The sequence below is a fragment of the Streptomyces sp. NPDC016845 genome (genome assembly GCF_044332585.1).
Lineage (GTDB): Bacteria > Actinomycetota > Actinomycetes > Streptomycetales > Streptomycetaceae > Streptomyces.
Genome location: NZ_JBIRPI010000003.1, coordinates 78,701 through 98,425 on the forward strand (window position 1 = coordinate 78,701; position 19,725 = coordinate 98,425).

Consider the following 19,725-nt stretch of genomic DNA (forward strand, 5'->3'; position numbering starts at 1 on the left):
CCGGACTCCCTCTACGAGAAGCACCGCGCGCCGCATAGGAGTTGACGCATGCCTGAAAGCCCTGAAAGCCCTGAAAGCCCTGGGAACGCTGGGAACCCTGGGAACCCTGGGAACACTGGGAATTTTGAGAACTCTGAGAACCCCGATGTTCCGTACGACGCCTACGACTACGTGATCGTCGGCGGCGGCACCGCCGGATCGGTGATCGCCTCCCGGCTCACCGAGAATCCGGACACCACCGTCGCCGTCATCGAGGGCGGCCCCAGCGACATCGACCGCGACGACGTGCTGACCCTGCGCCGCTGGCTCGGCCTGCTCGGCGGCGACCTCGACTACGGCTACACCACGACCGAACAGCCGCGCGGCAACTCGCACATCCTGCACAGCCGCGCCAAGGTGCTCGGCGGCTGCTCCTCGCACAACACCCTGATCTCGTTCAAGCCGCTGCCCGGCGACTGGGACGAGTGGGCGGCCGCCGGGGCCGAGGGCTGGGACCACAAGGCGATGGACCCGTACTTCGCCAAGCTGCGCAACAACATCGTCGCCGTCGACGAGAAGGACCGGAACGCCATCGCCCGCGACTTCGTCGAAGCCGCGCGGGCGGCGACCGGCGTGCCGCGCGTCGAGGGCTTCAACAAGGCCCCGTTCAAGGACGGCGTCGGCTTCTTCGACCTCGCCTACCACCCCGAGGACAACAAGCGGTCGTCGGCCTCGGTCGCGTACCTCCACCCCCACATGGAGGCGGGCGACCGCCCGAACCTGACGCTGCTGCTCGAGACGTGGGCGTACAGGCTCGACTTCGTCGAGGACGGCGACGCCGACGGGGGTCATCCTCAGGCCCGCGGCGTGCACGTACGTACGAAGGACGGCGAGAAGAGGCTGATCACCGCGCGTCGCGAGGTCATCGTGTGCGCCGGGGCCGTCGACACACCCCGCCTGCTCCTGCACTCCGGCATCGGCCCCAAGGCCGACCTGGAGAGGCTCGGCATACCCGTCGTGCACGACCTGCCGGGCGTCGGGGAGAACCTGCTCGACCACCCGGAGTCGGTGATCGTCTGGGAGACGGACGGCCCGATCCCCGACAACAGCGCGATGGACAGCGACGCGGGCCTGTTCATCCAGCGCGACCCCGAAGCTGCCGGGCCGGACCTGATGTTCCACTTCTACCAGATCCCGTTCACCGACAACCCGGAACGGCTCGGCTACGTCCGGCCCGAGCACGGCGTCTCCATGACCCCCAACATCCCCAAGCCCAAGAGCCGTGGTCGCCTCTACCTGACCAGCGCGGATCCTGAGGACAAGCCGGCCCTCGACTTCCGCTACTTCACGGACGAGGAAGACTACGACGGACGCACCCTCGTCGACGGCATCCGCATCGCCCGCGAGATCGCGAAGACGCAGCCGCTGGCCGGCTGGCTCAAGCGCGAGGTGTGCCCCGGCCCCGACGTCACCGGCGACGAGGAGCTCGGCGAGTACGCCCGGAAGGTCGCCCACACCGTCTACCACCCGGCCGGAACCTGTCGCATGGGCGCCGCGAGTGATGAACTCGCGGTAGTCGACCCCGCGTTGAGAGTCCGCGGGCTGCGTTCCATCCGAATCGCCGACGCGTCCGTCTTCCCGACGATGCCCGCGGTGAACCCGATGATCGGGGTGCTCATGGTCGGGGAGAAGTGCGCCGAACTGCTGGGTGGTGATGCGTGATGAGTACGCAGACTGTGGTGAAGGACCCTGCCCCGGACCGGAAGGGCGACGCGGGTACGAGCGCCGGCACCGGCGAGACCGTCTTCTCGGTCCGCAACCTGTGGAAGGTGTTCGGCCCGAAGGCCGAACGCGTGCCGGCGGACCCTGAGCTCTCCGGCCTCACCGCCGCCGAACTCCGCTCCCGCACCGGCTGCACGGCCGCCGTGCGCGACGTCTCCTTCGATGTCGCACGCGGTGAGGTCTTCGTTGTCATGGGCCTGTCTGGTTCCGGCAAATCCACCCTGGTGCGCTGCCTGACCCGCCTGATCGAACCGACGTCCGGGTCGCTGTCGATCGACGGCGAGGACGTCCGCGCCATGGACAAGGCCCGTCTGCGTGCCCTGCGTCGCCACCGCGCCGCCATGGTCTTCCAGCACTTCGGCCTGTTGCCGCACCGCACGGTCCTCGACAACGTCGCCTACGGCCTCGAGATCCAGGGCGTCGGACGCGCCGAACGCCGGGCGAAGGCGCTGGAGGTCATCGCCAAGGTGGGCCTCGAGGGCCTGGAATCGCGCCGCCCCGGTCAGCTCTCCGGCGGCCAGCAACAGCGCGTCGGTCTCGCCCGCGCCCTCGCCGTGGACCCCGAGGTTCTGCTGTTCGACGAACCGTTCAGCGCGCTCGACCCGCTGATCCGGCGCGACATGCAGGAGGAGGTCGTCCGCCTGCACCGCGAGGAGGGCCGCACGATGGTCTTCATCACCCACGACCTCAACGAGGCCCTGCGCCTCGGCGACCGCATCGCCCTCATGCGCGACGGCCGCATCGTCCAGCTCGGCACCCCCGAGGAGATCGTCGGCGCCCCCGCCGACGACTACGTCCGCGCCTTCGTCCGCGACGTCCCCCGCGAACAGGTCATGACGGTCCGCCGCGCCATGCGCCCCGCCAACACCGACGAAACCACCCGCGGCCCCGAGATAGCCCCCGACGCCACAGTCTCGGAGGCGATCGACGCGGTGGCCCGCAGCGGGTTCGCGGTACGGGTGATGGACGCGGGCCAGTGCGTCGGCGTGGTCGACCACGAACAACTTCTGCGGGTTGTGGCGGGGACCACGATGGGGGGTACGGGTGAGGGGTCTGGGTCTGGTGTGATGCCGGGGGGTACGGGTGAGGGCCCGGGGTCTGGTGTGATGCCTGGGGCTGGGGCTGGGGCTGGGGCTGGGGCTGGGGCTGGGGCCGGGGGTGAGGGTTCCGGGCTTGGTGTGATGCCGGGGGCTGGAGGCGAGGGCCCGGGGTCTGGTGTGGTGCCGGGGGCTGAGGGTGAGGGTTCTGAGTCTGGCCTGACGCCGGAGGTTGAGGACGAGGAATCCGGGTCTGGCGTGACGCCGAGCTCCGACATGACCCCGGAAACCGGCGACTTGGATAAGGGCGCAGCCACGTGGAAGGCCGCGCGTGCCGAAGGGGCCGAGCCCCCGCCCGAGACGCCCGTCCTCCACCCCGAGGGCGCCGAGCCCCCGTCAGAGACGGCCACCGCCCACCCCGAGGGCGCCGAGCCCCCGTCAGAGACGGCCACCGCCCACCCCGAGGGCGCCGCAACTCCGCTGGGGACGTCCACTCTCCACCCCGATGGCGATGGCGATGGCGGAGGCGGAGGCGAAGGGGCCGATTCCCTGCCCCGGACCACCTCCCTCCGCCCCGCCGGAGAGGACGCCTCCTGACATGTCAGCCGCTGTCACGACCAACCCCGCCGAGAACCAGAACCCCCAGGGCACGCAGACCCCCCAGGGACCTCAACACACCCAGAGAACCCGGGGCACCCAGAGCCTCAGGTCCCTGCGGAGCAACCACATACTCGGCAAACTCCTCCTCCTGGCCGCCCTCACCGCGGTCATCGCCCCGATCGTCAACGCCCGCTGGTCCAGCGGCACCTGGCCCGACGCCCTCACCGTCGACATCTCGGAACCGCTCGGCAAGGCCAGCGACTGGATCATCGACAACCGGGACAGCCACCCCCTGTTCCTCTACTTCCTCGGCCACATCAGCAACGCGATCGTCCTCTCCGTCCGAGCCGTCTACCTCGTCCTGCTAGCCGCAGGCTGGGCCGGCGTCACGGCCGCGGCCGGACTGATCGCCTGGCGCGTCGCGGGCGTCCGCCTCGCCGCCACCTCCGTGCTCGCCCTGATGGCGTGCGGCGTCCTCGGCATGTGGGTACCGACGGTCCAGACGCTGGCGCTGATGGCCGTCGCCGTGTTCGTCTCGGTCGCCCTGGGCGCCCTGCTCGGCCTGGCCGCGGGCCTCAGCGACCGGATGAACCGCGCCCTGCGCCCGGTCCTCGACACCATGCAGGTGTTCCCGGCGTACGCCTACCTCCTCCCCGTCGTGCTGGTCTTCGGCATCGGCGTCCCCGCCGCGGTCCTCGCCACCGTCGTCTACGCGGCCCCGCCCATGGCCCGCCTCACCGCCCTGGGCCTGCGCTCGGCCGACAGCGGCGTCATGGAGGCCGTCGCCTCGCTCGGCGCCACAGGACGCCAGCGCCTGCTGACCGCCCGACTGCCCCTGGCCCGCAAGGAGCTCCTTCTCGGCGTCAACCAGACGATCATGATGGCCCTCTCCATGGCCGTCATCGCCTCCGTCATCGGCGCGGGCGGCCTCGGCGACCGCGTCTACCAGGCGCTCGCCTCCGTCGACGTCGGCGCCGCCCTGGCCGCCGGCATCCCGATCGTGCTGCTCGCCGTCGTCCTCGACCGGGTGACCGGCGCGGCAGGCGAACGGCTCGGCTCCCACGAATCCCCGGCCCCCTGGAAGTGGGGCGTCGTAGCCGTGGGCACTCTCGTGGCAGCCCTCGCGACCCGGTTCACCGACCACCTCGACTGGCCCGGATCCTGGGCCGTCACCATCGCCACCCCCGTCAACGACACCGTCGACTGGATGACCGACCACCTCTACACCGGCGTCCCCTACGTGGGTGGCACCGCCGACTGGGCCGGCCACTTCACCACCTGGATCCTCGACCCGCTGCGCTCCGGCCTGACCTGGCTGCCCTGGTGGTCGGTGCTCCTGATCGTCGCCGCCCTCGCCTGGCTCATCGGCACCTGGCGCACCGCACTGACCGCGGTGCTCGCCATGGCTGCGATCGGCGTGCTCGGCGTCTGGAAACCGTCCCTCGACACGCTCTCCCAGGTCCTCGCCGCCGTCGCCGTGACCCTCGTCCTCGGCTTCGCCATCGGCATCGCGGCCGCCCGCAGCGAGCGACTCGAACGCGTCCTGCGTCCCATCCTCGACGTCTTCCAGACCATGCCCCAGTTCGTCTACCTGATCCCGGTCGTCGCCCTCTTCGGCGTCGGCCGCGCCCCGGCCGCCGCCGCAGCCATCGTGTACGCGCTGCCCGCCGTCGTCCGCATCACCTCCCAGGGCCTGCGTCAGGTCGACCCGGCGGCGATGGAGGCATCCCGCTCGATGGGTGCCACCACCGGCCAGCAACTGCGCCAGGTCCAACTCCCGCTCGCGCGCCCGGCGCTGCTCCTCGCCGTGAACCAGGGGGTCGTCCTGGTCCTCGCCGTCGTCATCATCGGCGGCCTCGTCGGCGGCGGCGCGCTCGGCTACGACGTCGTCTTCGGCCTGGCCCAGGGGGACCTCGCCACCGGCCTCGTCGCGGGCGCCGCGATCGTCTGCCTCGGCCTGATGCTCGACCGGGTGACCCAGCCGACGGAACGCCGCACCCGCCAGGGAAAGGGGGCCTGACATGCGCACACCGACCACGCCCACACCGACCACGCCCACACCGACCACGCCCACACCGACCAGGCGAACACCCACCACGCAGAACAGGTCAACGAAGGCCCCCCGGCCCCGCAGGCGCAGGCCCCTCGGAGCAGCAGCCGCCAGCCTCGGCGCACTCCTGACCCTCACCGGTTGCGGCGCCGCCGACATGACCAAACAGGCGTCCCCCTACGCAAACGCCCAGGGCGCCAGGACGGTGACCCTCTCCGTCCAGTCCTGGGTCGGCGCCCAGGCCAACGTCGCCGTCGCCCAGTACCTCCTGAAGCACGAACTCGGCTACCGCGTCGACACCGTCCAGGTCGACGAGGTCCCCGCCTGGGACGCCCTCAGCCAGGGCCGCGTCGACGCGATCCTGGAGGACTGGGGCCACCCCGACCAGGAACAGCGCTACGTCAAGGACAAGAAGACCATCCGCAACGGCGGCGACCTCGGCGTCACCGGCCACATCGGCTGGTTCGTCCCCACGTACTTCGCGAAGCAGCACCCGAACGTCACGAACTGGAAGAACCTCAACAAGTACGCCGACCGGCTGAAGACCGCGGAGAGCGGCGGCAAGGGCCAACTGCTCGACGGCTCACCGTCCTACGTCACGAACGACAAGGCCCTCGTCCAGAACCTGAAACTGGACTACCAGGTCGTCTTCTCCGGCTCCGAGGCTGCCCAGATCACCCAGATCAAGCAGTTCGCCAAGCAGAAGAAGCCGTTCCTCACGTACTGGTACCAGCCGCAATGGCTCTTCAAGAAGGTGCCGATGACCGAGGTGAAGCTGCCCGCCTACAAGGACGGCTGCGACGCCGACCCCGAGAAGGTCGCCTGCGCCTACCCGCAGACCCCACTGCAGAAGTACCTCAACGCCGACTTCGCCAAGAACGGCGGCAAGGCCGCGGCCCTCCTACGGAACTTCCACTGGACCACGGAGGACCAGAACGAGGTCTCCCTCATGATCGCCGATCAGAAGCTGTCGCCGGACGAAGCGGCGAAGAAGTGGATCGACGCACACCGCTCGACCTGGCAGGCGTGGCTGCCCGACTAGCCGGGCAGGTTCTACGGTGCCGGGTGCCTTTCCTGACGGGGGCACCCGGCACGCCTATGAGCACCCGCCGCCCTTCAGGCGAGGCGGTCCGCGATCTCCCGCAGCGCGACAGCCGCCCGCCGCTGCAACCCGGGACCGAACGTGATCCGCGTCGCCCCCAGCTCCCCCCACTCCCGGAACGAAGGCCCGTCGAGCGGCGCCCCGACATTGATCGGCCCCTCGATCCCGGCCCGCAACCGGGGCAGCACCTCGACGGGCGCCCCGATCGGGTACACACAGTCCGCCCCCGCCGCCACGTACAGCCGAGCCCGCTCGACCGCTTCCTCGACCGGATCGTCGACGTCCCTGATGAACGTGTCGATCCGCGCATTCAGCACGATCCGGTCCCCCGCGGCCGCCCGCACCTCGGCCAGCCAGTCGGCATGCCGCCGCGGGTCCTTGAGAACCGACCCGGACGCGGCCTCCGCAGGGTCGGCCGAGTCCTCGAGGTTGCATCCGACGGCCCCTGTCTCAAGGAGCCGCTCCACGAGCTCCTTCGGCGCGATCCCGTACCCGCCCTCGATGTCTGCGGACACCGGCACCGACACGGACCGCACGATCCGGGTCACGGCGGCGAACATCTCGTCCGCCGGCGTCTGCCCGTCCTCATGGCCGAGAGACGCCGCGACCCCCGCGCTCGGCGTCGCCAGAGCCGGGAACCCGGCCTCCTCGAAGACCCGCGCACTGGCCGCGTCCCACGGCCCGGGCAGCACCAACGGATCCCCCGTGGCCCGGCGCTGGTGCAACGCGCGGAACACGTCCACTCGGGCCCCCGTACTGCTCGGCCCCTCCGCACTCACCACGCGGGCCCTCCCGGCTCGATCCGGCGGCTGACCATCAGCCGGTTCCAACTGTTGATCACAGCGATCACCCCGATGAGGTGCGCCAACTCCGCCTCACTGAAGTGCTTCGCCGCACTCTCGTACACCTCGTCGGGCACGAAGCCGTCCGTGAGCACCGTCACCGCCTCGGTCAACGCGAGAGCTGCCCGTTCCCGCTCGCTGTACAACTCACCAGCCTCGCGCCAGGCGTTGAGCAGCGCAATGCGTTTCGCGCTCTCCCCGTTCTTGTCGACGGCGGCGTCGACGTGCATGTCCAGGCAGAAGGCGCACGCGTTGATCTGCGAAGCCCGGATCATCACCAGCTCGGCCAGGACCGCGTCCCCGAGCCCCTTCTTGGCAGCGGCGCTGAACGCGGACAACGCGTTCCGCACCCCGGCGTCCAGCTGCGTCGTCCGAGCACTCACTTGAAGTCCCCCGCCTGGTAGTGCCCGGGCGCCTGACGCGTGGACACGCCGAACCGGTTCCACGCGTTGATCGTGGTGATCGCCGCGATCAACTGGCTCAGCTCCCGCTCGTCGTAGAGCTTCGCCGCCCGCTCGTACACCTCGTCCGGCACGAAGCCGTCCGTGAGCACCGTGATCGCCTCCGTCAGCTCGATCGCGGCGATCTCCTTCTCGGTGTAGTAGTGCTTCGACTCCTCCCAGGCGGCGAGCTGAATGATCCGCTCCACGCTCTCCCCGGCGGCCAGCGCGTCCTTGGAGTGCATGTCGAGACAGAGCGCACAGTGGTTGATCTGCGACGCACGGATCTTGACCAGCTCGTACGTCACCGGGTCGACCCCCTGACGAGCCGCCGCGTCCAGCCGGACCATCGCCTTGAACACCTCGGGGGCGTGCTGGGACCAGGCGAGCCGCGGAGTGTGCTCGTGCATGTATCCGCCGTCCGTGCCGTGTGCCGCTACGCCGTTCCCGGCCTGTCCTGAGTTGCTCTCGTGCGTGGTCATGCTGCGAGCCTACGAACGATGTGGCCCAACGGTATGGTCCATTCCCATGGAGAAATCCTGGGCCACTTCGCCGTCGGGTCAAGCACTCGGCATCGACCTGCACATCGAGCCCACGAGCATGGGCACCAGCACGGGCACGGGCACGGGCACGGGCACCGGCACCGGCCTGCGCCGAGGCCTGACCGACGCACTCCGCGAAGCCGTACGCGGCGGACGCCTCGCCCCCGGCACCCGACTGCCCGCCTCCCGCACACTCGCGGTCGATCTGGGCATCGCACGCAACACCGTCGCCGATGCCTACGCCGACCTCGTCGCGGAAGGCTGGCTCACCGCCCGCCAGGGCTCGGGCACCCGCGTTGCCGAACGTCCCGTCGAAGCCCCGCGCCCAGCCCCCGCTCCCGGCCGTCGCGTTCCGGGCAGACTCCTCCACGACCTGCACCCCGGCACCCCCGACCTCGCCTCCTTCCCCCGTACCGAATGGCTCAAGGCGTCCCGGCGGGCCCTGACCGCCGCCCCGAACGAGGCCCTCGGCTACGGCGACCCTCGCGGCCGCCCCGAACTCCGCAGCGCCCTCGCCGGCTACCTCTCCCGCGTCCGGGGCGTCCACGCCCACCCCGACCGCGTCGTCATCTGTGCCGGCTTCGCGCAGGGCCTGATGCTGCTCGGCGAGGTACTGCGCCGCCGAGGCGTACAGGACGTAGCCGTGGAGACCTACGGCCTCGACGTCCACTGGAACCTCCTGCACCGTGCCGCCCTGCGCACCCACCCCCTTCCTCTCGACGGACTCGGTACGGACACCGGCGAACTGGATGCCTGGGCCACGAACGGGCCACCCCAGGACGCCGAACGCGCTGCCGTCGGCGCGGCCCTGCTCACGCCCGCCCACCAGTTCCCCATGGGCGTACCGCTGCACCCGGACCGCAGAGCAGCCGTCGTCGACTGGGCCCGTCGAACAGGCGGACTGATCCTGGAGGACGACTATGACGGCGAATTCCGCTACGACCGCCAACCGGTCGGCGCCCTCCAGGGACTGGACCCGGACCGTGTCGTCTACCTCGGCACGGCGAGCAAGTCACTCGCCCCCGGACTGCGCCTCGGCTGGATGGTCCTCCCGGCGTCCCTCACCGACGAGGTCGTGGAAGCCAAGGGCGCCACCGACTGGTCCTGTGGGGTCCTGGACCAGCTGACCCTCGCCGAGTTCCTGAACTCCGGCGCCTACGACCGCCACCTGCGCAACGCCCGCCTGCGCTACCGCCGCCGCCGCGACCAGCTCGTCACCGCCCTCGCCGAGAACGCCCCTTCCGTCCACGCCACCGGTATCGCCGCGGGTCTGCACGCGGTCCTTCAGCTCCCTCCCGGCACCGAACGGTCCGTGGTCCGCGCCGCCGCCTGGCAGCGCCTCGGCGTCGCAGGCCTCTCCAGCTTCCGCCACGAGCACGCCGCGGCAGCGGCTGCCACACTCGACGCCCTGGTCGTCGGCTACGGCACCCCACCCGACCACGCCTGGGCCGGAGCCCTGGACGCGCTGTGCCGGGTGCTGCCGTAGCCGCCGGAGGCGATGCGCGGACACCGCCCACGTTCTTCTACGCTGGCCGCAGACATGTCTGGACACCGACATGTCTGAGCATCGACATACGGGGGAGTCCTGAGCATGACGGAGAAACGACGACGGCTGCGGTCGAGCACAGTGGTGCTCGGTGGCATGGGCGTGATCGCCACGGCCCTGACCTCGTGCGGTTCCGATCCGGACCGGCGTTGCGTGGACCGCGACAGTTACGACACATACAACGGGTACAAGATCGTCAGCGACCAGTACTGCAAGAGCGGCTCGGGAACGACCTCGGCCGGGAAGGGCCGCAAGACCACCACCGGTGGCAACACGAGCGGCACCGGCAAAAACGGACGCGTCGACGGCGCCTGGTACTACGACCCCGACGTCAGCGGCCGCTACGCCGACGACGGCACCTTCAGCAAGAGCGAAGCTGTCGACCGTGGCGGCTTCGGCTGCTCGGGCTCCGGTTCCGGGGGCGGCTGAACCGGATATGCGGCGCCACACCATCCAACCCCGCGACGGCTGGCAGCAGACCGTCGAGAGCCAGGGACTGATCTACCCGCTCACCCGCTACCCCGACGACTCCCTGCGCCCCTACTGGGACGAGGGCGCCTACTACGCGTTCTCCCTCCCCGAGGTAGAGGCGCTCGAGGAGGTCGTCGAAGAGCTGCACGACATGTGCCTCGCCGCGGCCGAGTACCTCGTAGCCCAGGACCGCCTCGCCGACCTGGGTATCACCGACCCACGCCTCCAGTGCCTGGTCCGCGAGTCCTGGCACCGCCGCGCGGAACTGCCTGCCGTGTACGGCCGCTTCGATCTCCACTACGACGGCCGCGGCGGGGCTCCCGCCAAGCTCCTGGAGTACAACGCCGACACACCCACCTCCCTCGTCGAGGCCGCGAGCCCCCAGTGGTTCTGGATGGAGGAGCGCTTCCCTGGCGCCGACCAGTGGAACTCGCTGCACGAGCGCCTCGTCGACGCCTGGAAGAAGCAGGCCACGCTCCTCCCACCCGGCAGCCCCCTGTACTTCGCGCACTCCGCCGCCGACGAACTCGGCGAGGACCTGATGACCGTGGCGTACCTGCGCGAGACCGCCGCCCAGGCAGGCCTGGACACGGAAGCGATTTCCGTCGAGGACATCGGCTGGGACCCCCTGTCGCGGCGCTTCGTCGACAAGAAGCTCCGCTTCATCCGCAGCTGCTTCAAGCTCTACCCCTGGGAGTGGCTGACCACCGACCGCTTCGCGCCGCACGTCCTGGACACGCTCGACAACGGCGGCGGCACCGGCACCACCCTCTGGATCGAACCAGCCTGGAAGATGCTCCTCTCCAACAAGGCGCTCCTCGCGGTGCTCTGGGAACTCTTCCCAGGCCATCCGAACCTCCTCCCCGCCTATCTGGATGGCCCGCGCGAACTCGCCCGCACTACGGGGTACGTCGCCAAGCCCCTCCTCGGTCGCGAGGGCGCGGGCATCACCCTCCACGAACCGAGCAGTGCCCCGTCCGCGCCGCCCGTCCGCGAAGAGGCATGCTGCTACCAGGAGCTGTGCCCCCTGCCCGACTTCGACGGCAACCGCGTGGTGCTCGGTGCCTGGGTCGTGGAGAACGAGGCGGCAGGACTCGGCATCCGCGAGTCATCAGGCCCGGTCACGGACGAGTACGCCCGCTTCCTGCCGCACGTCATCCTCTAGCGCGGGCCGGGGCTGTCACTGTTCAGATGTCAAAGATCTGTCGGACGTCTGTCCGGGCGCTGCCGTTCACGCGCCGAGTACCGCACGGAGCTGGTCGAGTCCCCAGTCCAGATCCTCCTTACTGACCACCAGGGGCGGGGCGATCCGGATCGTGGAGCCATGGGTGTCCTTGACGAGGACACCCCGCTCCAGCAGTTTCTCCGAGATCTCCCGGCCCGTCCCGTACGCGGGATCGATGTCGACACCCGCCCAGAGCCCGCGGCCCCGGACCTCCGTCACCTTGCCCGTCCCCGCCAACAGGCCGAGCTCAGCGTGGAGGTGCTCACCCAGTTCCGCGGCCCGCTGCTGGAATTCGCCGCTGCGCAGCATTGCGATCACCTCGAGCGCCACGGCACACGCGAGCGGATTGCCCCCGAACGTCGACCCGTGCTCGCCCGGCCGGAACACCCCAAGCACCGCCCTGCTCGACACCACCGCAGACACCGGCACGACACCACCGCCGAGCGCTTTGCCCAGCACGTACATGTCGGGCACCACACCTTCGTGCTCACAGGCGAACGTCCGCCCCGTCCGGCCGAGACCCGACTGGATCTCGTCCGCGATGAAGAGCACGCCCCGCTCGCGCGTCAGCTCCCGTACGCCCGCGAGGTACCCCGGCGGCGGCACCAGCACCCCCGCCTCGCCCTGTACCGGCTCGAGCAGCACCGCCACCGTGTTCTCGGTGACCGCGTCCCGCAGCGCCGCCAGGTCCCCGTACGGAACGATGTCGAACCCCGGCGTGTACGGCCCGAAGTCCGCCCGGGCCTCCGGGTCCGTCGAGAAGCTGACGATCGTCGTCGTCCGGCCGTGGAAGTTGTCGCTCGCGACCACGATCCGGGCCTGTCCGTCTGGTACCCCCTTCACCCGGTAGCCCCACTTGCGTGCGGTCTTCACCGCGGTCTCCACCGCTTCCGCCCCCGTGTTCATCGGCAGCACCGTCTCCATGCCGCACAGAGCGGCGAGCTGCGTACAGAACTCGGCGAACCGGTCGTGATGGAACGCCCGGGAGGTCAGGGTGACCCGGTCCAGCTGTGCCTTCGCGGCGTCGATCAGCCGCTTGTTTCCGTGCCCGAAATTCAACGCGGAGTATCCGGCCAGCATGTCCAGATAGCGCCGCCCCTCGACGTCGGTCATCCAGGCGCCGTCCGCCGTGGCGATGACGACAGGCAGTGGGTGATAGTTGTGCGCGCTGTGCTCGTCGGAGACAGCGATCAGGTCCTCCGTAGCGGTGCGTGCGTTCCCATCGGTGTGGGTGGGAGTTACAGAAGTCACGGGATCTCCGTTCTTACGGCTCTGAAGGCCTTGCGGCTCTTACGGCGCGAAACGGGTTTGTCGCCCATTCCTATCGTCGCTCGCATCATGGACGCGGAAACCTTCCGCACCGCCGCGCCCGGTAGTGTGATGTCCGGGCCGTGACTGGCGCGCTGGGATGGGACCGACCATCGGGGAGCGGCCCGCGAACTGTGTGCCGTGCGCCTGGGCCGAACCGTGCACCGCCCCGTGCGCCCGATCTCTTTCGGGCCCGGGGAAACCCGTCCCGGAGGTCCCTCATGCCAGAGCCCACCCCTTCTTCCTCCTCTCTCTCCACCGAGTCCGTCGCTTTCCGCAGCGCCCTCGACGTCATCCGGGGTGTGGAGCCCCGGGTCGCCGACGCCATCGGCCAGGAGATCGCCGACCAGCGCGAGATGCTCAAGCTGATCGCCAGCGAGAACTACGCCTCTCCGGCGACCCTCCTCGCGATGGGCAACTGGTTCAGCGACAAGTACGCCGAGGGCACCGTCGGCCGCCGCTTCTATGCGGGCTGCCGCAATGTCGACACCGTCGAGGCCCTGGCCGCCGAGCACGCCCGAGAGCTGTTCGGCGCCCAGCACGCCTACGTCCAGCCGCACTCCGGTATCGACGCCAACCTCGTCGCCTTCTGGGCCGTCCTCGCGGACCGCGTCGAGGCCCCGGCCCTGCAGCGGGCCGGCGTACGCAACGTCAACGACCTGTCCGACGCCGACTGGGCCGAACTGCGCCAGGCCTTCGGCAACCAGCGCATGCTCGGCATGTCCCTTGACGCCGGCGGTCACCTCACTCACGGCTTCCGGCCCAACATCTCCGGCAAGATGTTCGACCAGCGCAGCTACGGAACCGACCCGGCCACCGGGCTCCTGGACTACGAGGCGCTGCGTGCCACGGCCCGCGAGTTCAAGCCGATGATCATCGTGGCCGGCTACTCCGCCTATCCGCGTCTGGTGAACTTCCGCCTCATGCGGGAGATCGCCGACGAGGTCGGGGCGACGCTGATGGTCGACATGGCGCACTTCGCCGGCCTCGTCGCCGGCAAGGTGCTCACCGGGGACTTCGACCCGGTACCCCACGCCCAGATCGTCACCACGACCACCCACAAGTCGCTGCGCGGCCCGCGCGGCGGCATGGTCCTGTGCGACGACTCGCTCGCCGACCAGGTCGACCGCGGCTGCCCGATGGTGCTGGGCGGACCGCTCCCGCACGTCATGGCGGCCAAGGCCGTCGCCCTCGCCGAGGCACGCCGCCCCGATTTCCGCGGTTACGCCCAAGCCGTCGTCGACAACGCCCGGGCTCTCGCCGAAGGCCTCACCCGTCGCGGCGCCACCCTGGTCACCGGCGGTACGGACAATCACCTGAATCTGATCGATGTCGCCACCTCCTATGGTCTGACCGGCCGACAGGCCGAGTCCGCGCTTCTCGCTTCCGGCATCGTCACCAACCGCAACGCCATCCCTGCCGACCCGCACGGCGCCTGGTACACCTCCGGCATCCGCATCGGCACCCCCGCGCTCACCACGCGCGGACTGGGGGCGGGCGAGATGGACGAGATCGCCGCGCTCATCGATCGTGTCCTCACGGCCACCGAGCCCGGCACCACCAGTAAGGGAGCTCCTTCCAAGGCGCAGCACGTGCTGGAGGCCAAGATCGCCGATGAGGTCGCCCACCGGGCGGCCGAGCTGCTCACCGGCTTCCCGCTCTACCCGTCGGTCGACCTCACCTGAGCCTGTTCACCGGTCGCCGTCTCCGGTACGGGATGACCCGACGGAGGCGGCACCCGCCTCGCCCTGGCGCCGTTCCGAGGGCCTGGCCTCCAGGACCCTCACAGATCCTGAAGCTCCTGCCTCGGCCCCGCCTCCCGGCGTCGTCGAACCAAAGCCAAGGACTCCGGTATGCGCGCCACCATCGGCCGCACCAGCAGAGTCACCGCCACTCCGGCAGCGAGGCCGGGCAGCGCCCACCACCAGTTGGTGCTGCGGCTCACCGCAGCCGCTGAGGGCGCTGCTGGTGCGTCTGCGTCGGCTCCGGAAGCAGTGGCAGCCGAGTTCCAGTGGGTCTCCGGGCGCGGAAATATGGGTGGGGCTCCTCCGGGTGACCGTTTACCCATCACACCCAGCCTGCGTAGCAGGGCGCGCAGCTCGGCCGGGTTCTCCGCCTTGTGCCAGTAACCGTCGTACGACCTCGGCAGCTTTGCGGACGTGTGTATCCAGACGGCCTTGGTGCCCGGCGTGTCGGGATAGACGCGGTCCATGCGCCAGGGCTGCACATCGTGGAGCAACCACGTGACGTTGAGCTGCCGCCCCGCACCCACCCCGAGCCCGGGCGGCAGCTCCTCCGGTGATTTGCCCGGCGCACCGAGCAGACCGCTCAAAGCGTCGTACTCCTTGTCACTGAAGTAGAGCGACGCGCTCTGCTTGCTCTCCGGTGAAACGACGAGGACGCTCGTGGGTCCGCCGGCCAACGCCTGCGGCCCGCTCCACAACACCATGGCCAGTGCGGCCGCCACCGCTGTGAGCAGCGCCGCCCCTCTCAACAACGTACGCATCCGAACCCCCCAGTCGGTTTGGCACGGGTGCTCCGTGCCGATTCACTTCTGGTACACCGCTCGACGCTTCGAGGTTCCCGATCCGGCGCGGTGTCCTTCCGATTCAGCCCGCGCTGTCCGGCGCCCGCATTAGCCTTCGCGTGCCTCGCCTGCGGACTCGGCGATCGTCATGGCCTCGTCCATGGACGCGACGCCTTCCAGTCGCAGCGTGAGGTCGGCGCCGTCCGTTCCGTGGGCCCACAGCAGCGTCGGACCTGCTGTCCGCTCCGAGCGGGTCCACCGGTGACCGTGCTCGTCGTACATCCAGAAGCTCAACCGGTGCTCGTCCGCGAACCACAGGCCGGGTGAGCCGCTCACCGTGACCCACCGCGGACGGAGCGGGGCCGTCTTGGTGAACCCGATATCAAGGTGGGCGGGGTACTCGTTGAGCCGTATCGTGCGGCCCGCGGCACGCCAGCACAGGGTGAGCAGCATGCGATCGCCCGGCGCGCGGGTGACCGTGAGCGCTTGCGGCCGGCCGAGCTCGGACGGGACTGCAGGCTCGAAACCGACCCGCTGCACGGCCTCCTCCAAAGAAAGGGAGGCACCGCACCCCGGGACGTGAGCGCCCGCCGACGGAGTGGCCGACGGGTCGTAGTGCACCTCGACCCCACCGAAGCCGAACCAGTCCTCGACCGCAGCCCGTACCGGCGGCGTGAACACCACGACCGTCGCCACCCCGCACAGCGCAGCGACCAGCGCCCGCCAGCGCAGCCGCACCCATCGCCGTATCGTGTGCAGAAGGCCCATCGGTTTCCGTGGTTCGGCGACCGGCGTGGGCACGCGCTCGGCGAGTATCTGGGCCAGCACGCGCTCCGCCATCGTCTCGCCCGCGTTCTCCGGCCCCTCCAGGAGGCGGCCCAGGGAGCGCAGTTCGTCAGGCAGCTTCGGCTCCTCACCGCGTCGCCCGCCCATGCTCGTCACCTCCTTTCCTCGACCGCTGTGCCGGTACTGAAGCGGCTCCCTGCGCCGCACGGGGCAACAACTCGCCCAGCTTGCGCAGCGCCCGGTTGAGTCGGGACTTGACCGTGCCACGCGGCCAGCCGAGCGCCTGCGCCGTCTCCGCCTCGTCCATCTCCAGGAGATAGCGGTAAGTGACGACGAGCCGATGCTCCTCACTCAGCCGCTCCACCGCGTCGAGCAGCTCGGCCCGACGCTCTATCTCGATCGCCGCGGCCGCCGGATCGGCCGACTCCGGTATAAGCGGCTCGGCCTCGACCATCGCGGCCTCCCGGCCGAGGACGGAGCGCTGCCTCCCGGCCGATCGCACTGTGTTCCTCGTCTCATTGGCGACGATCTTGAGCAACCAAGGCCGGAACGCCGACCCGTCCTTGAATCGCCCCAGGTTGCAGTACGCCTTGAAGAAGGACTGCTGCACCACGTCCTCCACGTCCGCCCCCGCCCCAAGCGCTCTCGCTGCCCGCAGAGCGACGCCGGTGAAGGCGCGGACCAGCTCCGCGTACGCCTCCGGCTCTCCGGCGCGCACGCGGGCGATCACCGCATCCTCGTCGACGATGCGGCCCCCCTCCAGGACTTCCACCTGTGCCCTCACAGCGTTGATACACCGGCCGGCGGTGATCGGTTCCCACTCGTACCGCACGAGTTCTCACGTTCGGTCACGCCCGGGCCCGAGCCTGCGTGCGCAGCTTCCACATGGCGATGCGCACACGGCACGCACCTGGGCCCAAGCAATGAGAGACACCTGAGAGAATGAGGAGCATGGCCTCTGACAGTCCCCGCGTGCTCTCCGGTATCCAGCCCACCGCAGGCTCGTTCCACCTCGGCAACTACCTCGGCGCGGTCCGCCAGTGGGTGGCCCTGCAGGAGTCCCACGACGCCTTCTACATGGTGGTGGACCTGCACGCGATCACGGTTCCGCAGGACCCGAAGGAACTCCTCGCGAACACGCGGCTCGCCGCGGCCCAGCTCCTTGCCGCCGGTCTCGACCCGGATCGCTGCACGCTGTTCGTCCAGAGCCATGTCCCCGAGCACGCTCAGCTCGGCTGGATCATGAACTGCCTCACAGGGTTCGGCGAGGCGAGCCGCATGACACAGTTCAAGGACAAGTCCGCAAAGCAGGGTGCCGACCGCGCCACAGTCGGTCTCTTCACGTACCCGATCCTGCAGGTCGCGGACATCCTCCTCTACCAGGCAGACCAGGTTCCGGTGGGCGAGGACCAGCGCCAGCACATCGAGCTGACGCGCGACCTGGCCGAGCGCTTCAACGGCCGCTTCGGGGAGACCTTCACGATCCCGGCGCCGTACATCCTGAAAGAGACGGGCAAGATCTACGACCTTCAGGACCCGTCGATCAAGATGAGCAAGTCGGCGTCGACGCCCAAGGGCCTCATCAACCTCCTCGACGAGCCGAAGGCCACCGCCAAGAAGGTCAAGAGCGCGGTCACCGATACCGACACCGTGATCCGCTACGACGCGGAGAACAAGCCGGGCGTCAGCAACCTCCTCAGCATCTACTCGACCCTCACCGGCGCCGGTATCCCGGAACTGGAGCAGAAGTACGAGGGCAAGATGTACGGTGCGCTCAAGACGGACCTGGCTGAGGTCATGGTGGACTTCGTGACACCGTTCCAGACCCGCACCCAGGAGTACCTGGACGATCCGGAGACGCTCGACTCGATCCTGGCCAAGGGTGCGGAGAAGGCGCGTACCGTCGCCGCCGAGACCCTTTCCCAGACGTACGAGAAGATCGGCTTCCTGCCCGCCAAGCACTGAGCCCGCACCTGCTGCACGCCCGCCCGCACGCCCGCCACACGACGACAGGAGTACGACGTGGGGACCGTAACGATCGGTGTCTCGATCGCGGTCCCGGAGCCTCACGGCAGCCTGCTCCAGGAGCGGCGTGCGGGCTTCGGCGACCTCGCGGCGCACGGCATCCCCACGCACATCACCCTGCTTCCGCCCACCGAGGTGGAGGCTGGGGATCTTCCGGCGACCGAGGCGCACCTGGTGGAGGTCGCCGCGTCCGGGCGGCCGTTCTCGATGCGTCTTTCGGGTACAGGAACTTTCCGGCCGTTGTCGCCCGTTGTTTTCGTGCAGGTCGTCGAAGGCGCCGAGGCCTGCACCTGGCTGCAGAAGCAAGTACGTGACGCGTCGGGGCCGGTCGCACGCGAGCTGCAGTTTCCGTACCACCCGCACGTCACTGTGGCGCACGGGATCTCCGAAGAGGCGATGGACCACGCCTTCGCGGAGCTCGCCGACTACGAAGCGGCATGGTCATGCAATGGCTTCGCCCTCTACGAGCAGGGCGAGGACGGCATCTGGCGGCGGCTGCGCGACTTCACCTTCGGCAAGCCCACGCTCCCCGCACAGGCGCCCGACCGCACGAAGCGCGGCCGACGACTGCCCGCAAGCTGACCCAGGTCGCGCAGGCACACACGTACGCGGCATCGCGCGCGTGCGGGACCGTCAGACCGGCAGCCTGCGGAACAACGGCCGAGGCACGTGCCGCAAAGCCGACATGACCACCCGCAGCGCCCCCGGCACCCAGACCGTCTCCGAACGGCGTCGGAGCCCCGTCTCGATGGCCAGTGCCACTGCCTCCGGCGTCGTGGCCATCGGCGTCTCCGCCATGCCGGCCGTCATCTTCGACCGCACGAACCCGGGGCGCACCACCATGACGTGGACGCCCGTGCCGTGCAGTGCGTCACCCAGCCCTTGAGCGAAAGCATCCAGTCCCGCCTTGCTCGATCCGTAGATGAAGTTGGCGCGGCGGGCCCGCTCACCCGCGACTGAGGAGAGTACGACCAGCGAACCGTGCCCCTGGGTCTGCAGCGCCCGGGCACAGACCAGACCGGCCGAGACCGCGCCCGTGTAGTTGGTCTGCGCGACACGCACCGCCGCCATGGGCTCGCCCTCGTCCCGGGCCTGGTCACCGAGGACGCCGAAGGCCAGCAGCACCATGTCGATGTCGCCTTCGGCGAAAACCTTGCCCAGCGTCTCCTCGTGGGATCCCGAGTCCAGGGCGTCGAACGGGACGGCATGCGCATCGGCGCCCAATCCCCGCAGTTGGGCGACAGCACGGTCCAGCGCGGGGGACGGACGGCCCGCGAGCCACACGGTACGGGTGCGGCGGGCGACGAGCCGACGGGCTGTCGCCAGGGCGATCTCGGACGTGCCACCGAGGATGAGAAGGGACTGCGGGGTGCCGAAGGCGTCCTTCATGAGATCCGAACTCCAAGGGTGCGGTGTCGGCCGGCGGCCGGAAATTCGACGAATGAGATCGGGAACCTGGTCGG

17 protein-coding genes, 1 pseudogene and 1 riboswitch are annotated in these 19,725 nt (G+C 69.8%); of the genes and pseudogenes, 10 read left to right on the forward strand and 8 right to left on the reverse strand.

The genetic code is table 11. The annotated features are described in order from the left end of the window. The first annotated feature begins 171 nt into the window (after positions 1-171). From ACH4RC_RS10665 to ACH4RC_RS10680, 4 genes and pseudogenes are all read left to right on the forward strand, one after another. Positions 172-1,701 (forward strand): GMC family oxidoreductase, encoded by a 1,530-nt coding sequence (locus tag ACH4RC_RS10665; protein WP_398198041.1) that lies wholly within the window; start codon positions 172-174, stop codon positions 1,699-1,701. Continuing rightward, a pseudogene (locus tag ACH4RC_RS10670) lies at positions 1,701-2,799 on the forward strand (glycine betaine/L-proline ABC transporter ATP-binding protein); the annotation flags it as partial. The gene ACH4RC_RS10665 and the pseudogene ACH4RC_RS10670, both read left to right, overlap by 1 nt. Positions 2,800-3,396: 597 nt before the next feature. Beyond that, entirely contained in the window at positions 3,397-5,418 is a 2,022-nt protein-coding gene (locus tag ACH4RC_RS10675) for an ABC transporter permease (RefSeq protein ID WP_398198043.1), read from the forward strand. Positions 5,419-5,605: 187 nt separating this feature from the next. Then, positions 5,606-6,490, forward strand: a complete 885-nt coding sequence (locus tag ACH4RC_RS10680) for an ABC transporter substrate-binding protein (protein ID WP_398198046.1) — start codon at positions 5,606-5,608, stop codon at positions 6,488-6,490. Between the two features lie 74 nt (positions 6,491-6,564). On the opposite strand, the gene ACH4RC_RS10685 is transcribed toward ACH4RC_RS10680, so the two are convergent. Genes ACH4RC_RS10685 through ACH4RC_RS10695 form a run of 3 tightly spaced genes read right to left on the reverse strand, consistent with a single transcriptional unit; the run spans position 6,565 to position 8,314 of the window. Next, positions 6,565-7,293, reverse strand: a complete 729-nt coding sequence (locus tag ACH4RC_RS10685; RefSeq protein WP_398198048.1) for an isocitrate lyase/phosphoenolpyruvate mutase family protein — start codon at positions 7,291-7,293, stop codon at positions 6,565-6,567. Between the two features lie 32 nt (positions 7,294-7,325). Then, complete coding sequence (locus tag ACH4RC_RS10690) at positions 7,326-7,775, reverse strand: carboxymuconolactone decarboxylase family protein (RefSeq protein WP_398198051.1); 450 nt, start codon at positions 7,773-7,775, stop codon at positions 7,326-7,328. After that, positions 7,772-8,314, reverse strand: a complete 543-nt coding sequence (locus ACH4RC_RS10695) for a carboxymuconolactone decarboxylase family protein (protein ID WP_398198054.1) — start codon at positions 8,312-8,314, stop codon at positions 7,772-7,774. The genes ACH4RC_RS10690 and ACH4RC_RS10695 overlap by 4 nt, the downstream gene beginning before the upstream one ends. 46 nt (positions 8,315-8,360) lie before the next feature. Here ACH4RC_RS10695 and ACH4RC_RS10700 point away from each other — a divergent pair, with 46 nt between their 5' ends. From ACH4RC_RS10700 to ACH4RC_RS10710, 3 genes are all read left to right on the forward strand, one after another. Continuing rightward, a complete protein-coding gene (locus ACH4RC_RS10700) occupies positions 8,361-9,860 on the forward strand; it encodes a PLP-dependent aminotransferase family protein (RefSeq protein ID WP_398198056.1) in 1,500 nt (499 codons plus the stop codon). 105 nt (positions 9,861-9,965) lie between these two features. Further along, on the forward strand, positions 9,966-10,349 hold the full coding sequence (locus ACH4RC_RS10705) for a hypothetical protein (RefSeq protein WP_398198059.1): 384 nt from the start codon (positions 9,966-9,968) through the stop codon (positions 10,347-10,349). Between the two features lie 7 nt (positions 10,350-10,356). Next, positions 10,357-11,556 carry a glutathionylspermidine synthase family protein gene (locus ACH4RC_RS10710; RefSeq protein WP_398198062.1) on the forward strand — a complete coding sequence of 400 codons (1,200 nt, stop codon included), beginning with the start codon at positions 10,357-10,359 and terminating at the stop codon, positions 11,554-11,556. A gap of 66 nt (positions 11,557-11,622) precedes the next feature. On the opposite strand, the gene rocD is transcribed toward ACH4RC_RS10710, so the two are convergent. After that, positions 11,623-12,810, reverse strand: coding sequence for an ornithine--oxo-acid transaminase (gene rocD / locus ACH4RC_RS10715; protein WP_398199139.1), 1,188 nt, complete (start codon positions 12,808-12,810; stop codon positions 11,623-11,625). A gap of 187 nt (positions 12,811-12,997) precedes the next feature. Next, a riboswitch (ZMP/ZTP riboswitch) is annotated at positions 12,998-13,084 on the forward strand. 61 nt (positions 13,085-13,145) lie between these two features. Between rocD and ACH4RC_RS10720 the strand changes: the two genes are divergently transcribed. Next, entirely contained in the window at positions 13,146-14,609 is a 1,464-nt protein-coding gene (locus tag ACH4RC_RS10720; RefSeq protein ID WP_398198064.1) for a glycine hydroxymethyltransferase, read from the forward strand. A 98-nt stretch (positions 14,610-14,707) separates the two neighbouring features. Here the strand turns inward: ACH4RC_RS10720 and ACH4RC_RS10725 are convergent, their stop codons facing one another. The 3 genes from ACH4RC_RS10725 to ACH4RC_RS10735 form a co-directional block, all read right to left on the reverse strand. After that, the gene (locus ACH4RC_RS10725; RefSeq protein WP_398198067.1) at positions 14,708-15,430 is read right to left on the reverse strand and encodes a hypothetical protein; all 723 of its coding nucleotides are present in this window, start codon (positions 15,428-15,430) and stop codon (positions 14,708-14,710) included. A gap of 129 nt (positions 15,431-15,559) precedes the next feature. Then, positions 15,560-16,384 (reverse strand): hypothetical protein, encoded by an 825-nt coding sequence (locus tag ACH4RC_RS10730; RefSeq protein WP_398198070.1) that lies wholly within the window; start codon positions 16,382-16,384, stop codon positions 15,560-15,562. Continuing rightward, positions 16,365-17,009, reverse strand: coding sequence for an RNA polymerase sigma factor (locus ACH4RC_RS10735; protein ID WP_398199142.1), 645 nt, complete (start codon positions 17,007-17,009; stop codon positions 16,365-16,367). The genes ACH4RC_RS10730 and ACH4RC_RS10735 overlap by 20 nt, the downstream gene beginning before the upstream one ends. A gap of 179 nt (positions 17,010-17,188) precedes the next feature. On the opposite strand from ACH4RC_RS10735, the gene trpS reads away from it, so the two are divergent. Beyond that, complete coding sequence (gene trpS / locus ACH4RC_RS10740; RefSeq protein ID WP_398198072.1) at positions 17,189-18,202, forward strand: tryptophan--tRNA ligase; 1,014 nt, start codon at positions 17,189-17,191, stop codon at positions 18,200-18,202. A gap of 57 nt (positions 18,203-18,259) precedes the next feature. Continuing rightward, on the forward strand, positions 18,260-18,844 hold the full coding sequence (locus tag ACH4RC_RS10745) for a 2'-5' RNA ligase family protein (protein ID WP_398198074.1): 585 nt from the start codon (positions 18,260-18,262) through the stop codon (positions 18,842-18,844). 51 nt (positions 18,845-18,895) lie between these two features. On the opposite strand, the gene ACH4RC_RS10750 is transcribed toward ACH4RC_RS10745, so the two are convergent. After that, positions 18,896-19,651, reverse strand: coding sequence for a decaprenylphospho-beta-D-erythro-pentofuranosid-2-ulose 2-reductase (locus tag ACH4RC_RS10750; RefSeq protein WP_398198075.1), 756 nt, complete (start codon positions 19,649-19,651; stop codon positions 18,896-18,898). Between the last annotated feature and the right edge of the window lie 74 nt (positions 19,652-19,725).

Excerpts from the sequence above, each read along its gene's own strand:
- trpS (WP_398198072.1), top strand. The coding sequence starts at position 17,189 with ATGGCCTCTGACAGTCCCCGCGTGCTCTCCGGTATCCAGCCCACCGCA.
- ACH4RC_RS10750 (WP_398198075.1), bottom strand. The coding sequence starts at position 19,651 with ATGAAGGACGCCTTCGGCACCCCGCAGTCCCTTCTCATCCTCGGTGGC.
- ACH4RC_RS10730 (WP_398198070.1), bottom strand. The coding sequence starts at position 16,384 with ATGGGCGGGCGACGCGGTGAGGAGCCGAAGCTGCCTGACGAACTGCGC.
- ACH4RC_RS10705 (WP_398198059.1), top strand. The coding sequence starts at position 9,966 with ATGACGGAGAAACGACGACGGCTGCGGTCGAGCACAGTGGTGCTCGGT.
- ACH4RC_RS10720 (WP_398198064.1), top strand. The coding sequence starts at position 13,146 with ATGCCAGAGCCCACCCCTTCTTCCTCCTCTCTCTCCACCGAGTCCGTC.
- ACH4RC_RS10700 (WP_398198056.1), top strand. The coding sequence starts at position 8,361 with ATGGAGAAATCCTGGGCCACTTCGCCGTCGGGTCAAGCACTCGGCATC.
- ACH4RC_RS10675 (WP_398198043.1), top strand. The coding sequence starts at position 3,397 with ATGTCAGCCGCTGTCACGACCAACCCCGCCGAGAACCAGAACCCCCAG.
- ACH4RC_RS10710 (WP_398198062.1), top strand. The coding sequence starts at position 10,357 with ATGCGGCGCCACACCATCCAACCCCGCGACGGCTGGCAGCAGACCGTC.
- ACH4RC_RS10680 (WP_398198046.1), top strand. The coding sequence starts at position 5,606 with ATGACCAAACAGGCGTCCCCCTACGCAAACGCCCAGGGCGCCAGGACG.
- ACH4RC_RS10725 (WP_398198067.1), bottom strand. The coding sequence starts at position 15,430 with ATGCGTACGTTGTTGAGAGGGGCGGCGCTGCTCACAGCGGTGGCGGCC.
- ACH4RC_RS10695 (WP_398198054.1), bottom strand. The coding sequence starts at position 8,314 with ATGACCACGCACGAGAGCAACTCAGGACAGGCCGGGAACGGCGTAGCG.